The organism is Variovorax sp. 20P10.2.4, from assembly GCF_058244205.1.
Genome location: NZ_JBZAYE010000155.1, coordinates 1 through 13,832 on the forward strand (window position 1 = coordinate 1; position 13,832 = coordinate 13,832).

Sequence of the window (13,832 nt, forward strand, 5' to 3'; positions counted from 1 at the left end):
GTGCGTGCCGCGCGCCTGCCACTGCGCGCCCGGGCCCTCGCCGCCGAAGCGCGCGAGCTCGCTCCAGCAGCCCTGGGCCAGCACGCGCTCCAGGCTGGGCTCGGTGGCATTCACCACCAGCCGGCCGGTGGACGGCACGGTGCGCACCAGGTGATGGAACTGCCGCTCGATGGCCGCGAGGTCGTCGAAGATGTCGGCGTGGTCGAACTCGAGGTTGTTGAGGATCGCCGTGCGCGGGCGGTAGTGCACGAACTTGCTGCGCTTGTCGAAGAAGGCGGTGTCGTACTCGTCGGCCTCGATCACGAAGGCCGGTCCGTCGCCGAGCCGGGCCGAGACGCCGAAATCGAGCGGCACGCCGCCGACCAGGAAGCCCGGCGCCTTGCCCGCGCGCTCGAGCACCCAGGCCAGCATCGAGGTGGTGGTGGTCTTGCCGTGCGTGCCGGCCACCGCCATCACGTGGCGGCCCAGCAGCACGTGCTCGGCCAGCCACTGCGGGCCGCTGGTGTAGGGCTTGCCGGCGTCGAGAATGGCTTCCATCAGCGGAAACTTCGGCGTGCCGTCGGCCAGCCGGGCGCGCGACACCACGTTGCCGACCACGAACACGTCGGGTGCCAGCGCGAGCTGGTCGGCGCCGAATCCCTCGATCAGGTCGATGCCGAGCGCGCGCAGCTGGTCGCTCATCGGCGGGTACACGCCGGCGTCGCAGCCGGTGACCCGGTGGCCTGCCTCGCGCGCCAGGGCGGCCAGTCCGCCCATGAACGTGCCGCAGATGCCCAGAACATGAATATGCATGGGGGGCGATTCTAGGGAGGCCGATCCTCCCGGCCCGAGGCCACGGCCTTGGCCGCGGTACTGATGTTCATCGTACGGACCATGCTCTGCGGGCAAAATGCCCCGATGGACACGTCCAAGCGCGAAATCGCCGCCACCGCCGCCCGTCTCGTGGTCGAGGAGGGGCTCGAATACGGCCCGGCCAAGCGCCGGGCGCTGCGTGACCTGGGCCTGTCGGCGCGCACCGCGTTGCCGAACAACGACGATGTCGAGGCCGAGGTCCGCGACTACATCGCGCTGTTCTGCGCCGACACCCAGCCCAAGGAACTCCAGGCGCTGCGCCTGCTGGCGCTCGAATGGATGGAGCGGATGGCCGTGTTCCGGCCCCATGTGGGCGGCGCCGTCTGGCACGGCACGGCCACCCGGCTGTCAGACATTTATATTCAGTTGTTCTGCGATGATTCGAAGTCGGCCGAGATCGCGCTGATCGACCATCACGTGGACTACGAGCCGCGCATGGTGACCGGCTTCCATGGCGAGCAGGTCGAGGCCTTGAGCGTGCATGCGCCGAGCCGGGCCCTCGGCGAGGAAATCGGCGTGCACCTGCTGGTCTACGACCTCGACGACCTGCGCGGCGCGCTCAAGCCCGACGCCCAGGGCCGTTCGCCGCGCGGCGACCTGGCGGCGCTGCGGCGGCTGATTGAAAGAGAAAAGGACAACGGATGACTTCTTCGACCACACGACGCGGCCTGCTGTACGGCGGCGTGGCGGTGGTGGCCGCCGCGGCCGGCCTCGGTGGTGCCTGGTGGCGCCATCGCGGCAGCGGCACGGCCGGCGAAACGCTCGGCGCGGACTTCTGGGCCCAGCGCTTCGAGCGGCCCGAGGGCGGCGAGCTCGCCATGACCAGCCTGCGCGGCAAGCCGGTTCTGCTCAACTTCTGGGCCACCTGGTGCCCGCCGTGCGTCGAAGAAATGCCGATGATCGATCGCTTCTTCCGCGATCATGGTGCCAACGGATGGCAAGTCGTCGGCTTGGCGATCGATCAGCCGAGCGCCGTGCGCAAGTTCCTGCAGCGCACGCCAGTCACCTATCCGACCGGATTGGCCGGCCTGCAGGGCACGGAACTGGTCAAGAATCTCGGCAACACTGGCGGCGGCCTGCCGTTCACGCTGGTGCTGAATGCCGACGGTTCGGTGGCGGCCCGTAAAATGGGCAAGCTCGAAGAGGCCGACCTGGAGGGTTGGCGACGTGAACTCGTTCACAGTTAGAATTAGATACACAGGTCGGCGTTAACCGCCGAAAGCCGACAATCAACGATGTTCGGCCTAGTTGTATCCTAATAACCGGAAAACCCGGCACTGGAGTCCCATGGATCTGCGCAAACTCAAGACACTGATCGATCTGGTGTCCGAATCGAATATTTCCGAACTGGAAATCACTGAAACCGAAGGCAAGGTTCGCATCGTCAAGGGCGGCGGTGCCGCCCCCGTTCAGTACGTGCAGACCCTGGCGGCACCGCCCGCCGTGGCAGCAGCTCCCGCCGGCGCGGCGGCACCTGCCGCACCCGTGGCCGAGGCCGCTCCGGCCGGCCACCCGGTGAAGTCCCCGATGGTGGGCACCTTCTACCGCTCGGCCAGCCCGGGCGCTCCGGCCTTCGTCGAGGTCGGCAGCAAGGTCAACGAGGGCGACACGCTCTGCATCATCGAGGCGATGAAGATCCTCAACGAAATCGAGGCCGACAAGGCCGGCACCGTCACCCAGATCCTCGGAGAAAACGGTCAGGCGGTCGAATACGGCCAGCCGCTGTTCATCATCGAGTGACCATGTTCAAGAAGATCCTGGTCGCCAACCGCGGCGAGATCGCTTTGCGCATCCAGCGCGCGTGCAGCGAACTCGGCATCAAGGCCGTGATGGTCTATTCCGAGGCCGACCGCGAGGCCAAGTACGTCAAGCTGGCCGAGGAAGCCGTCTGCATCGGCCCGGCTCCCTCGTCGCTGAGCTACCTCAACATGCCGGCCATCATCTCGGCGGCCGAAGTGACCGATGCCGAGGCGATCCACCCCGGCTACGGCTTCCTGAGCGAGAACGCCAATTTCGCCGAGCGCGTCGAGCAGAGCGGCTTCCAGTTCATCGGGCCGACGCCCGACAACATCCGCACGATGGGCGACAAGGTCTCGGCCAAGCAGTCCATGATCAAGGCCGGCGTGCCCTGCGTGCCCGGTTCCGACGGCGAGCTCTCCGACGACGCCACGGCCAACAAGCGCATCGCGCGCGCCATCGGCTACCCGGTGATCATCAAGGCCGCGGGCGGCGGCGGTGGCCGCGGCATGCGCGTGGTCCATACCGAGGCCGCGCTGATCAACGCGATCCAGATGACCAAGGCGGAGGCCGCGGCGGCCTTCAACAATCCCTCGGTCTACATGGAGAAGTTCCTCCAGAACCCGCGCCACGTCGAGATCCAGGTGCTGGCCGACAAGCACCGCAACGCGGTCTACCTCGGCGAGCGCGACTGCTCGATGCAGCGCCGCCATCAGAAGGTGATCGAGGAATCGCCCGCGCCGGGCATTCCGCGCAAGCTGATCGAGAAGATCGGCGAGCGCTGCGCGGCCGCCTGCAAGAAGATCGGCTACCGCGGTGCCGGCACCTTCGAGTTCCTCTACGAGAACGGCGAGTTCTATTTCATCGAGATGAACACCCGCGTGCAGGTGGAGCATCCGGTGACGGAGCTCACGACCGGCATCGACATCGTGAAGACGCAGATCATGGTGGCGGCCGGCGAGAAGCTGCCGTTCACGCAGCGCCAGATCCAGATGCACGGCCACGCGATCGAGTGCCGCATCAACGCCGAGGACGCGTGGAAGTTCACGCCGTCGCCGGGCCGCATCACGATGTGGCACCCGCCGGGCGGCCCGGGCGTGCGCGTGGATTCACATGCGTACACCAACTACTTCGTGCCGCCGAACTACGACTCGATGATCGGCAAGATCATCGTCTTCGGCGACACCCGCGAGCAGGCCATGGCGCGCATGCGCACCGCGCTCAACGAGACCGTGATCGAAGGCATCCAGACCAACATCCCGCTGCACCGCGAGCTGATGGTCGACGCCAAGTTCATGGCCGGCGGCACCAACATCCACTACCTCGAAGAGTGGCTGGCCGCGCACAAGCGCTGAGCCGTCCCTGCCCGCCATGTTCGAACTTCGCCTGCTGGCCCCCGAGGAGCGCATCGAGTCCCTCGGCGACGCGCTCGATGCGCTCGACGCACTGAGCATCTCGGTCGAGGACGCCGACGCGCAGACCGATGCCGAGCAGGCGTTGTTCGGCGAGCCCGGCATGCCGCCGCCCAAGGAGGGCTGGCAGCGCTCGCGCGTGATCGCGCTGTTCGCCACCGAGGAGCTCGCGCGCGACGCGGGCTCGGTGCTCGCGCTGCAGGACTTCTTCGAAGGCTGCACGCTGCTGGGCATCGCCGAGCTGCAGGACCAGGACTGGGTGCGGCTCACGCAGTCGCAGTTCGCACCGGTCGAGATCACGCCCGAGTTCTGGATCGTGCCGAGCTGGCACGAGGCGCCGGCGCAGGCCACGCAGGTGATCCGGCTCGATCCGGGCCTGGCCTTCGGCACCGGCACCCATCCCACCACGCGCATGTGCCTGCGCTGGATCGCGACCCGCGGCGCGCTCGCGGGCCAGCGCGTGCTCGACTACGGTTGCGGCTCCGGCATCCTGGCCATCGGTGCCGCGAAGTACGGCGCGGGCGAGATCGACGCGGTCGACATCGACGAGGCCGCCGTGAGCTCGACGCGCCTCAATGCCGAGGCCAACGGCGTGACGCTCCACACGGGCCTGCCCGAGGCGGCGCAGGGCCAGTACGGCACGGTGCTCGCGAACATCCTCGCGACCCCGCTCAAGGTGCTCGCGCCGCTGCTGTGCGAGCGCGTGGCGCCCGGTGGCTCGCTGGTGCTCGCCGGCATCCTCGAGCGCCAGGCCGACGAGCTGAAGGAAGCCTACGCGCCCTATGTGGCGCTCGAAGTCAGCGACAGCGAGGACGGCTGGATCCTCATGACGGCACGCCGCTGAACGCGTTCGCGCCGGGGCTGCGGTCCGGCGCAAACGGCGCTGCCGGCACCACGTCGCGCCGAGGGCCCAACCCTACAATCGCCCCCTCATGAGCCTCGTCACGCGTTGCCCCGCCTGCGCCACCACCTTCAAGGTGGTGCGCGACCAGCTCCGGATCTCGGACGGGTGGGTGCGTTGCGGTCGCTGCAGCCATGTGTTCGATGCGACGCTCGATCTGCACGAGACGCCCGATGGGGTGGCTCGACCGGGTGGCGTCGCACCGCCGCAGGAACCGGTGCCATCGGTGCCATCGGTGCCGGCGGTCGCGCCGAGCGCGGAGCCCGTTGAACCCGAGGCTTCGACGCCGTCAGCGCCCGCGGCCCCGTCCATCGACACCGGCTTCGGATTCGCTGCGCGTGCCGACGAGGGCGCAGCGCCGCCGCAAGAGCCGGCCGGCGGATTCGACGGCCTGTCGGCGCCGCCTTCCTTCGCACCGGCTCCGCCGCAGGTCGAGGAGTCCGACTTCCTCGACGACGAGGTCAACGAAGATCCGCCGCCCACGCAGCCCGAGCCGTCGCCGCCGCCCGCGCCACCGCAGTCCCCGGAGGTGCGCGACAGCGCGGACTTCACGCTGCCCGCGCACGGCATCGTCGCCGACGAGCCCTGGTCCGACCTCGAGGCGCGGGAGCCGCCATGGCGGCCGCCGCCGAGTTCGCTGCCGCCGTTTCCCGACATCGACCTCAACCTCGCCGCGCCACCATCGCCGCCGCCCGCGCCGGTGCCGCCGCTGCCCGCGGTGTGGACGCGTCGATCCGATGCGGCCGCGGCACCGGCGAATGGCAAGCCCGCGGGCTTCGCAACGCTGCGCCGTTCCGGCGCCGACGAAGACGGCGACGAGGACACCGAGCTCGAGCGCGACGACGCCGATGCGCCCGAGGCGGGCGACGACAAGGACCAGCTGCAGATGCAGAAGGCGCTGCGCAGGGCGCGCGCCAGATCGGCCAAGATCGCCGCCAGCGCCAAGGCGCGCGACGAACGAGAGGCGCGTGCGAACAGCGAGGACCCCGCGCTGCTGCCCTTCGCCTCCGTGCTCGACGCGGCGGACGAGACCGAGGATCGCGCGGCGCATCGCTTCACCGACGAGGCGGACGAGGACGAGAGCGACGATCGACCGAAGTCCCTCTGGCAGCGCATCGGCACGCGCCGCGGGCTGATCGCGCTCGCGGTGCTCGCGGTCCTGCTGCTCGCCGTGCAGGTCCTGCGGCACGAACGCGACGGCATCGTCGCGCGCCAGCCTTCGCTGCGCCCCGCACTGGCCGCGCTGTGCCAGGCGACGGGCTGCGAGCTCGCGCCGCTGCGCCGCATCGGCGACATCGTCATCGAGGGCGCGGCCTTCGCGCGCGAGAAGAGCGGCGGCAACGACTACCGGCTCAGCTTCAACCTGCGCAACAACGCCGCGGTGCCGCTCGCGATGCCGTCGATCGAGCTGGTGCTGCTCGACACGCAGGAGCGTGCCGTGGTGCGGCGCGTGCTCTCGCCGGCGGACTATGGCGCGCCCGCGGTGCTCGCGGCGCGCGGCGAACGCGCGGCTTCGCTGCCGATGACGCTGACGGCATCCGAGGCGGACGCCTTGCCGCCGATCGCGGGCTATCGCGTGGAAGCTTTCTATCCCTAGGCCTGGGGCGAGCCGCCGGTTTCGCCTCCACGCCTTCCTTCCTCTTTTTTCTTTTCCTCACCTCAACGGATCAGCCCATGGCAGCAGTGATTTGCGGTTCCCTCGCCTTCGACACCATCATGACCTTCGAGGGCCGGTTCGCCGACCAGATCCTTCCGGACCAGTTGCACATCCTCAACGTGTCGTTCCTGGTGCCGGGCCTGCGCCGCGACTTCGGCGGCTGCGCCGGCAACATCGCCTACAGCCTCAATGCGCTCGGCGGCACGGCACTGCCGATGGCCACGCTCGGCAGCGATGGCGCCGACTACATCGAGCGCATGCGCTCGCTGGGCATCAGCACGGAGTTCGTGCGCCAGCTCGACGACACCTTCACCGCGCAGGCGATGATCATGAACGACGCCGACAACAACCAGATCACGGCCTTCCATCCGGGCGCGATGCAGCAGGCGCACATCACGAAGGTCGCGGCGCGCGAGGACATCCGGCTCGGCATCGTCGCGCCCGATGGCCGCGAGGCGATGCTGCAGCATGCCGAGCAGTTCGCGGCCGCCGGCATTCCCTTCGTGTTCGATCCGGGCCAGGGCCTGCCGATGTTCGACGGCGAGGCGCTCAAGCATTTCGTCGAGCTCGCGAGCTGGGTGGTGGTCAACGACTACGAAGGCAAGATGCTGTCGCAGCGCACGGGCTGGAGCCTGGCGGAAATCTCGCAGCGCGTGCGCGGCCTCGTGGTCACGCTCGCGGCCGAGGGTTGCGAGGTGTGGACGAACGGCGAGCGCGAGCATGTGCCGGGCGTGGTGCCGACCGCGGTGATCGAGCCCACGGGTTGCGGCGACGCATGGCGCGGTGCGCTGCTGTTCGGTCTGGAAAAGGGCTGGCCGCTCGCGCGGTGCGCGGCACTCGGCAACCAGGTCGGCGCGCTCAAGATCGCGCAGCGCGGCCCGCAGAACTACCAGGTCGATCGCCAGGCACTCGGCCTGGCTTGACGGGCGATGGCGCGGCGGTGGATGCCACCGCCCCGTCGTTTCGCGATCGTCTTCGCCCAATGAAAAAGCCCGACACCTTGCGGTGCCGGGCTTGATGCCTTTTCAGGGCTGCCGAGAAAACTCAGGGCTTGCTGGCCGTGGGAAACGGCCAGGCTGCCTGGGGATTCAGCGTCGTCTGCGCAGCGGGAGCGGGCGCAGCAGCGGCCTTGGCGGGTGCCTTGGCAGCCTTCTTCGCAGCAGGCTTCTTGGCAGCAGCGGCAGGCTTGGCAGCGGGCTTTTTCGCGGCTTTCTTGGCCGCAGCCTTCTTGGCAGGGGCCTTCTTGGCGGCGGCCTTCTTCGCAGGCGCCTTCTTGGCAGCGGCCTTCTTCGCCGGTGCCTTCTTCGCTGCGGCCTTCTTCGCCGGAGCTGCCTTCTTCGCCGGAGCCTTCTTGGCGACGACCTTCTTCGCGGCTACCTTCTTGGCAGCGACCTTCTTGGCCGGAGCCTTCTTGGCAGCGACCTTCTTGGCCGGAGCCTTCTTGGCGGCGACCTTCTTGGCCGGAGCCTTCTTCGCTACGACCTTCTTGGCCGGAGCCTTCTTCGCTGCGGCTTTCTTAGCCGGTGCTTTCTTTGCAGTTGCCATTTCTGTTTTCTCCTTGATCAAGTTGAAAAAATCAACCTATTGAAGCACTCCGCGCATGTTGGTAGCGCTGGAGTGATTCATGGCGTTGGATTCCGTGCTCCAGCACCATGAACACCTGAGCCCTCATCCATGCCGCGCTCTTCGGCGCAGTCGGTGGCAAGGGCAATTCTTGAATTCATTTATTGTTATCGAAATATTCAATCCCAGGAGAGCGCACCACCCGATTGGTATTCGATCACGCGGGTCTCGAAGAAATTGCGCTCTTTCTTCAGGTCAATCATCTCGCTCATCCACGGGAACGGATTTTCCTCGTTCGGGAAGAGCGTTTCGAGGCCGATCTGCTGCGCGCGCCGATTGGCGATGTAGCGCAGATAGCCCTTGAACATGGAAGCGTTCATGCCGAGCACGCCACGGGGCATGGTGTCTTCGGCGTACTTGTATTCGAGCTCGACGGCGCGCATGAACAGCGCCTTGATTTCGGCCTTGAACTCGGCCGTCCAGAGGCCGGGGTTCTCGAGCTTGAGCTGGTTGATCAGGTCGATGCCGAAGTTGCAGTGCATCGATTCGTCGCGCAGGATGTACTGGTACTGCTCGGCGGCGCCGGTCATCTTGTTCTGGCGGCCCAGCGCGAGGATCTGCGTGAAGCCGACGTAGAAGAAGAGGCCTTCCATCAGGCAGGCGAACACGATCAGCGACTTGAGCAGCGTCTGGTCGGTCTCGTGCGTGCCGGTCTTGAAGTTCGGGTCGCTGATCGCGTCGATGAACGGAATCAGGAACTGGTCCTTCTCGCGGATCGACGGCACCTCGTTGTAGGCGTTGAAGATCTCGCTCTCGTCCAGGCCGAGCGACTCGACGATGTACTGGTAGGCGTGCGTGTGGATGGCTTCCTCGAAGGCCTGGCGCAGCAGGAACTGGCGGCATTCGGGCGCCGTGATGTGGCGATAGGTGCCCAGCACGATGTTGTTGGCGGCCAGCGAGTCGGCGGTGACGAAGAAGCCGAGGTTGCGCTTGACGATGCGGCGCTCGTCTTCGGTCAGGCCGTTCGGGTCTTTCCACAGCGCGATGTCGCGCGTCATGTTCACTTCCTGCGGCATCCAGTGGTTGGCGCAGGTGGCGAGGTACTTTTCCCACGCCCACTTGTATTTGAACGGCACCAGCTGGTTGACGTCGGTCTCGCCGTTGATGATGCGCTTGTCGGCGGCCCTGACGCGGCGCGTTTCAGCCGGAGCGCTGGCGCCGACGGATGCGGGCGCGGCCTGGCGGGCAGGCTGCTGCACGGGTTGCAGCGAAGGTTGTGCCATCGATGAAGCCGACACATCCACCGCACGGCCGGCGGCAGCGCCGGTCGAGGGGTGGTGATGCAAACCTTGTTGCATGTCCTTTGGCAAGGAGGGCTTGACTTCTTCGTCCCAGGTCAACATAGAAAAATCCAATGCTCAAATTATCCGAGCAACGATGTGAGTTGCAAAGTGCTCGTTCACATCGCACTCCATTTATGTGGTTGTTATGTTGCTCGCATGCATCGTGCGATGTCGGTCAATGCCTTCAAGTGGCCTCCGTCATCGCACGACATCGCATGCGCCTCACTCTTCGCAGTGCAGCGCACCGCGCTGTGTTCGCGGTGCGCTGCGTGCATCACTGGCAGGCTTCGCAGGTCGGATCGTCGACACCGCAGAAGGCGATGTCGGTCGCGGGGATCGCGCTCATCTGTGCCTTCGCCGCAGCGGCCGCGGCCTCGAGTGCGCTCATGCCCGACGGTGCGTCGTTGCCCGAGGACACCGCGTTGAGGCGGCCCGACTGCACCGTCGACTTCTCGGCGTGCGTCGCGCTCTGCGTGCGCAGGTAGTAGGTGGTCTTCAGACCGCGCAGCCATGCGAGCTTGTAGGTGTCGTCGAGCTTCTTGCCCGAGGCGCCGGCCATGTAGATGTTCAGCGACTGCGCCTGGTCGATCCACTTCTGGCGGCGCGCGGCGGCTTCCACCAGCCACGTCGTCTCGACTTCGAACGCGGTGGCGTAGAGCGCCTTCACGTCCTGCGGCACGCGGTCGATGGGACGCAGCGAACCGTCGAAGTGCTTCAGGTCCATCACCATCACGTCGTCCCACAGGCCCAGGCGCTTGAGGTCGCGCACCAGGTAGTGGTTGATCACGGTGAATTCGCCCGACAGGTTCGACTTGACCGAGAGGTTGCCGAAGCAGGGTTCGATCGAGGCGTCCACGCCGATGATGTTCGAGATGGTCGCGGTCGGGGCGATGGCCACGCAGTTCGAATTGCGCATGCCGTCGGCCTTGATCTTGGCGCGCAGCGCGTCCCAGTCGAGGGTGGACGAGCGGTCGACCTCGACGTAGCCGCCGCGTGCCTTCTCGAGCAGGTCGAGCGAGTCGATCGGCAGGATGCCCTTGTCCCACAGCGAGCCCTTGTAGCTCGAGTACTTGCCGCGTTCGCGCGCCAGCTCGGTCGAGGCCCAGTAGGCGTGGTAGCAGATCGCTTCCATCGATTCGTCGGCGAACTGCACGGCTTCTTGCGAGGCGTAAGGAATACGCAGGTCGTACAGCGCGTCCTGGAAGCCCATCAGGCCCAGGCCGACCGGACGGTGGCGCAGGTTCGAGTCGCGCGCCTTCTTCACGGCGTAGTAGTTGATGTCGATCACGTTGTCGAGCATGCGCATCGCGGTCGAGATCGTCTTCTTGAGCTTCTCCTGGTCGACCTTGCCGTCCTTCAGATGCTGCAGCAGGTTGACCGAGCCGAGGTTGCAGACCGCGGTTTCGGTGTCGCTGGTGTTCAGCGTGATCTCGGTGCAGAGGTTCGACGAGTGCACCACGCCGGCGTGCTGCTGCGGCGAGCGCACGTTGCAGGCGTCCTTGAACGTGATCCAGGGATGGCCGGTCTCGAACAGCATCGTGAGCATCTTGCGCCACAGGTCGGTGGCCTGCACGGTGCGGCTGGGCTTGATCTCGCCGCGCGCGGCCTTCTCTTCGTAGGCGACGTAGGCCTTCTCGAAGTCGGCGCCGAACAGGTCGTGCAGGTCGGGCACGTTCGAGGGCGAGAACAGCGTCCACGAACCCTTTTCCATCACGCGGCGCATGAACAGGTCGGGGATCCAGTTGGCGGTGTTCATGTCGTGCGTGCGGCGGCGGTCGTCGCCGGTGTTCTTGCGCAGCTCCAGGAACTCCTCGATGTCGAGGTGCCAGGTTTCGAGGTACGTGCAGACGGCGCCCTTGCGCTTGCCGCCCTGGTTCACGGCCACGGCGGTGTCGTTGACCACCTTGAGGAAGGGCACCACGCCCTGCGATTCGCCGTTCGTGCCCTTGATGTGGCTGCCGAGCGCGCGCACGCGGGTCCAGTCGTTGCCCAGGCCGCCCGCGAACTTCGAGAGCAGCGCGTTTTCCTTGATCGACTCGTAGATGCCGTCGAGGTCGTCGGGCACGGTGGTCAGGTAGCAGCTCGACAGCTGCGAGCGCAGCGTGCCGCTGTTGAACAGCGTCGGCGTGCTCGACATGAAGTCGAAGGACGACAGCACTTCGTAGAACTCGATGGCGCGGGCTTCGCGGTCGATCTCGTTGAGCGCCAGGCCCATCGAGACGCGCATGAAGAAGGCCTGCGGCAGCTCGATGCGGCTCTTGCGCACGTGCAGGAAGTAGCGGTCGTACAGGGTTTGCAGGCCGAGGTAGTCGAACTGGTTGTCGCGCTCGGCCTTCAGCGCCGCGCCCAGGCGGGGCAGGTCGTACTGCAGCAGCTTCTCGTCGAGCAGCTCGTTCTCGACGCCCTTCTTGATGAAGGAGGGGAAGTAGTCGGCGTAGGCGGTGGCGCGGTCGGCCGGCATGACTTCGCGGCCGACGATCTCCTTGAAGATCGTGTGCAGCAGCAGGCGCGCGGTGGCGAAGGTGTAGTCGGGATCCTTCTCGATCAGCGTGCGGGCCGCGAGGATCGAGGCCTTGTAGACCTCGTCGAGCGGCACGCCGTCGTACAGGTTGCGCATCGTCTCGGCCACGATCGGCGCGGCCGTGATGCTGTCGCCCAGGCCCTGGCAGGCCGACTCGATCAGGCCCTTGAGTTCGCCGAGGTCGAGCGCGACGCGTTCGCCGCGGTCGAGCACGTGCAGCGCGGGGGCCGCGACCTGCACATCCTGCTCACCCTGCTTCGCGCGTTCCTGCGTGCGGCGTTCGCGGTAGAGCACGTACGCACGCGCCACTTCCTGGTGGCCGCCGCGCATCAGGCCCAGTTCGACCTGGTCCTGCACGTCTTCGATGTGGAAGGTGCCGCCGCCCGGACGCGAGCGCACCAGCGCCTTCACGACGGCCTGGGTCAGCGCGTCGACGGTCTCGCGCACGCTGGCCGAGGCCGCGCCCTGGGTGCCATGCACGGCCAGGAAGGCTTTCATCATCGCGATCGCGATCTTGTTCGGCTCGAACGGGACCACGGCGCCGTTGCGGCGGATGATCTGGTAGTGCGCGAGGTTCTGTCCGGTGGGCGAACCGGCGGTGTCGCGGGGGGACTGGGGCGGCGTGGAGGGGATGGCACGCGCGGCGGTAGGTGTATTCAGTGCTGTTTGCATTCGCTTCCTCTCGGTTGGCAATTCTTGTTGGATGAGCGGCGCTGCTGGGGCCGCTTCGTCGGCTCTGAGGCCGGCCGGGACACACTATATCTAGGGTGCGGGGGGTGTACAACCCACTAGATGTAGCGTTTTCCTTCAGGCTTCAAGAGGGAGGAGAAAGCTGTTTCCGCGCTTCGCGGCCATCCATGCCGCATGAACAGTGGATCATCCTCTCGCAACCCACGTTCCATGCGGCTTTCGAGCCGATTTGGGCCTGCAAGGCGCATGGTTGCTACGCATCGCGCTTGCGAATGGAGCGATTGCTGCACTGCGAGCCCAGGGCATCGCACGGCGTGCAGCGATTGAAAAAATTAGCGTTCCACCACCTGCGAGGGAAACATGTGTGGACCCCAGCCGAGATGATCGCGCAGCCGATGCCAGTCGAAGCCGGCGCCGGGATCCTGCTTGCGGCCCGGTGCGATGTGCTCGTGGCCCGCGATGTGCGCAATCGGATAGTGCTGCGCGATCGCCGCGGCGAGGCTCGCGAGCGTCTCGTACTGCGCGTCCTCGAACGGCCCGCCCTCGAGGCCCTCGAGCTCGATGCCGATCGAGTCGTCGTTGCAGTTGTCCCGGCCGCGCCACGACGACACGCCCGCATGCCACGCGCGATCGTCGCCGCTCACGAACTGCCAGAGTTCTCCGTTGCGGCGCACGTAGAAATGCGAGGACACCTCGAGCCCACGAATGCTTTCGAAGTAAGGATGCGCGTCCCAGTCGAGCTGGTTGGTGAAGAGCCGTTGCACCGCGTCGCCGCCGTACTCGCCGGGCGGCAGGCTGATCGAGTGCAGCACGACGAGGTCGATGCGCTCGCGTGCCGGCGCGGGGCGCGGTCCGAAGTTGGGCGAGGGCAGCGCCTTCGCGAAGCGGTACCAGCCGTCGCGCCAGAGCGCATCGCCCGCGGAGGCGCGCAGGCCGTCTTCAGTCGTCGACATGGCTGCTCGCGCCATCGTCGCCGTTGGGCGTGTTGATGCCCAGGCGCGCGATGCGGTAGCGGATCTGGCGCAGGCTCATGCCCAGGCGCGCGGCGGCGGCCGTGCGGTTGAAGCCGCTCTCGTGCAGCGCGCGCACGAGGATCTCGCGCTCCTGCTGATCGAGGTAGGCCTGCAGGTCGGAGGGCAGCGGCGTGGGCACCACG

At 66.9% G+C, this 13,832-nt stretch carries 13 protein-coding genes; 7 read left to right on the forward strand and 6 right to left on the reverse strand.

Features of this window, described 5'->3' with window-relative positions; genetic code table 11:
• The coding region (mpl, locus tag AC27VN_RS16670) for a UDP-N-acetylmuramate:L-alanyl-gamma-D-glutamyl-meso-diaminopimelate ligase (protein ID WP_490877245.1) at positions 1-792 on the reverse strand (792 nt) is incomplete at its 3' end.
• Positions 793-897: 105 nt separating this feature from the next.
• On the opposite strand from mpl, the gene AC27VN_RS16675 reads away from it, so the two are divergent.
• The 7 genes from AC27VN_RS16675 to AC27VN_RS16705 all read left to right on the forward strand — a co-directional run bounded on the left by AC27VN_RS16675 (position 898) and on the right by AC27VN_RS16705 (position 7,482).
• A complete protein-coding gene (locus AC27VN_RS16675) occupies positions 898-1,497 on the forward strand; it encodes a hypothetical protein (RefSeq protein ID WP_208513493.1) in 600 nt (199 codons plus the stop codon).
• On the forward strand, positions 1,494-2,039 hold the full coding sequence (locus AC27VN_RS16680; protein WP_296799758.1) for a TlpA family protein disulfide reductase: 546 nt from the start codon (positions 1,494-1,496) through the stop codon (positions 2,037-2,039). Before AC27VN_RS16675 ends, AC27VN_RS16680 begins: the two co-directional genes overlap by 4 nt.
• Before the next feature lie 100 nt (positions 2,040-2,139).
• Entirely contained in the window at positions 2,140-2,592 is a 453-nt protein-coding gene (gene accB / locus AC27VN_RS16685; RefSeq protein ID WP_208513492.1) for an acetyl-CoA carboxylase biotin carboxyl carrier protein, read from the forward strand.
• Between the two features lie 2 nt (positions 2,593-2,594).
• The gene (accC, locus tag AC27VN_RS16690) at positions 2,595-3,944 is read left to right on the forward strand and encodes an acetyl-CoA carboxylase biotin carboxylase subunit (RefSeq protein WP_093353440.1); all 1,350 of its coding nucleotides are present in this window, start codon (positions 2,595-2,597) and stop codon (positions 3,942-3,944) included.
• A 16-nt stretch (positions 3,945-3,960) separates the two neighbouring features.
• Entirely contained in the window at positions 3,961-4,845 is an 885-nt protein-coding gene (gene prmA / locus AC27VN_RS16695; protein WP_490877246.1) for a 50S ribosomal protein L11 methyltransferase, read from the forward strand.
• Between the two features lie 88 nt (positions 4,846-4,933).
• Entirely contained in the window at positions 4,934-6,499 is a 1,566-nt protein-coding gene (locus tag AC27VN_RS16700; protein ID WP_490877247.1) for a zinc-ribbon and DUF3426 domain-containing protein, read from the forward strand.
• Between the two features lie 77 nt (positions 6,500-6,576).
• Positions 6,577-7,482 carry a carbohydrate kinase family protein gene (locus AC27VN_RS16705; protein WP_490877248.1) on the forward strand — a complete coding sequence of 302 codons (906 nt, stop codon included), beginning with the start codon at positions 6,577-6,579 and terminating at the stop codon, positions 7,480-7,482.
• 121 nt (positions 7,483-7,603) lie between these two features.
• Here AC27VN_RS16705 and AC27VN_RS16710 read toward each other — a convergent pair whose 3' ends face one another.
• From AC27VN_RS16710 to AC27VN_RS16730, 5 genes are all read right to left on the reverse strand, one after another.
• Positions 7,604-8,104: a histone H1-like DNA-binding protein gene (locus tag AC27VN_RS16710; RefSeq protein WP_082321630.1), complete on the reverse strand. Its 501-nt coding sequence runs from the start codon at positions 8,102-8,104 to the stop codon at positions 7,604-7,606.
• Positions 8,105-8,301: 197 nt separating this feature from the next.
• Positions 8,302-9,525, reverse strand: a complete 1,224-nt coding sequence (locus AC27VN_RS16715) for a ribonucleotide-diphosphate reductase subunit beta (protein WP_490877249.1) — start codon at positions 9,523-9,525, stop codon at positions 8,302-8,304.
• Between the two features lie 214 nt (positions 9,526-9,739).
• Complete coding sequence (locus tag AC27VN_RS16720) at positions 9,740-12,658, reverse strand: ribonucleoside-diphosphate reductase subunit alpha (protein ID WP_093353452.1); 2,919 nt, start codon at positions 12,656-12,658, stop codon at positions 9,740-9,742.
• A gap of 350 nt (positions 12,659-13,008) precedes the next feature.
• Positions 13,009-13,629, reverse strand: a complete 621-nt coding sequence (gene ampD, locus AC27VN_RS16725; RefSeq protein ID WP_296780782.1) for a 1,6-anhydro-N-acetylmuramyl-L-alanine amidase AmpD — start codon at positions 13,627-13,629, stop codon at positions 13,009-13,011.
• The coding region (locus AC27VN_RS16730; RefSeq protein WP_490877250.1) for a helix-turn-helix domain-containing protein at positions 13,616-13,832 on the reverse strand (217 nt) is incomplete at its 5' end. The genes AC27VN_RS16730 and ampD, both read right to left, overlap by 14 nt.

Coding starts and splice junctions, on each gene's coding strand:
- AC27VN_RS16675 (WP_208513493.1), top strand. CDS start 898: ATGGACACGTCCAAGCGCGAAATCGCCGCCACCGCCGCCCGTCTCGTG.
- AC27VN_RS16680 (WP_296799758.1), top strand. CDS start 1,494: ATGACTTCTTCGACCACACGACGCGGCCTGCTGTACGGCGGCGTGGCG.
- accB (WP_208513492.1), top strand. CDS start 2,140: ATGGATCTGCGCAAACTCAAGACACTGATCGATCTGGTGTCCGAATCG.
- accC (WP_093353440.1), top strand. CDS start 2,595: ATGTTCAAGAAGATCCTGGTCGCCAACCGCGGCGAGATCGCTTTGCGC.
- prmA (WP_490877246.1), top strand. CDS start 3,961: ATGTTCGAACTTCGCCTGCTGGCCCCCGAGGAGCGCATCGAGTCCCTC.
- AC27VN_RS16700 (WP_490877247.1), top strand. CDS start 4,934: ATGAGCCTCGTCACGCGTTGCCCCGCCTGCGCCACCACCTTCAAGGTG.
- AC27VN_RS16705 (WP_490877248.1), top strand. CDS start 6,577: ATGGCAGCAGTGATTTGCGGTTCCCTCGCCTTCGACACCATCATGACC.
- AC27VN_RS16710 (WP_082321630.1), bottom strand. CDS start 8,104: ATGGCAACTGCAAAGAAAGCACCGGCTAAGAAAGCCGCAGCGAAGAAG.
- AC27VN_RS16715 (WP_490877249.1), bottom strand. CDS start 9,525: ATGTTGACCTGGGACGAAGAAGTCAAGCCCTCCTTGCCAAAGGACATG.
- AC27VN_RS16720 (WP_093353452.1), bottom strand. CDS start 12,658: ATGCAAACAGCACTGAATACACCTACCGCCGCGCGTGCCATCCCCTCC.
- ampD (WP_296780782.1), bottom strand. CDS start 13,629: ATGTCGACGACTGAAGACGGCCTGCGCGCCTCCGCGGGCGATGCGCTC.